General features: G+C 37.8%; 1 protein-coding gene. It reads left to right on the forward strand.

What is annotated here, in order from left to right:
• Positions 1–32: 32 nt before the first annotated feature.
• On the forward strand, positions 33–1,100 hold a 1,068-nt coding region (locus KDK16_RS01385), incomplete at its 3' end, for a hypothetical protein (protein WP_257274343.1).

Below are 1,100 nucleotides of genomic sequence, written 5' to 3' on the forward strand. Positions count from 1 at the left end.
AAGTAGAAAACCTTCACATTATTATCAAGAGCATGCGCAAAATTATTGATGATGAGAAAAATCTTATCCCATTGTTTTTGAGTCACTTGTTGCCTGTCGCGAGACATTACTCCAGCGATATGGATTTCGAAAGCAGCCAATTTTTAAATAAGTTTACGTTAAGCATTTTAGAAAAATACGGAAGTCGTACAAAAAATAGAGATGTGCAAGTTTCTCTGCAAGCGTTTCTTAAAAAAACTGAACAAAACTCGAGTTTTTTCAGCAAAGAGAAAACAGATGAATTAATCTTTTTATTTAGGAAAAACACTCCGAATCTTCTCATTAATTTTCCAAATAGACATGGTCAGTTCAGACAAACCTGTTACCATTGTGGTGAAATTTACGAAACTAAAAACCCCATAAGAGGCAAAGGACGCCGGACAAACAAAACCACTGGCGAACCGAAAGAAACGCTAGTAAGACCTTTTCACAAGGAATGCATGGAACAGGACAGATGCATCAGGAAACAAGTAGGGCAATTATATAACAAGATGAAAAAGGGATACCCCAAAAAACAATTAGTTGCTCCCGTTTCTTACTATAACCCTGTCCCCGCCGGTTTTGAGCTGATAAGAATTAATGGCGATGGTAACTGTATGTACTCGTCCATTGCAGAGATATTCAACAGGATTAAACGTTCAAGACAAGCAGGCGCATGGAACCAGCAAAAGGTAAGACAAATCATGAATTACAACCTTCGTCAAATTTATTCCATGATTGAGGATCATCCTGATCATGAAAAACTGATACAAGAGCTTGAGCTAATATTAGGGATCGATTCTGGTATGATTCCAGCCATTCTCGATAATAATATAATTACTGATTCAACCTCTTTCGCTGAATCGGAGTTAGCAAAATTGCAACAATATGGCAGTGTGCAACTAATTGCTTTGCTAGTGCCAACACAGGGTGTATGGTTTCCGGTAATTACACAAGGTGACTACGGGTCTAATTATGAGATTTATGACCTGAATCGCTGGGTTAATTTTGCTCCTAACCTTTTGGCTATTCTGTTACAGAACCCAAATTATGCATTTCCTGATCTCTCAGAAAGTCAAAGG

This window comes from Endozoicomonas sp. SESOKO4 (genome assembly GCF_024606275.1).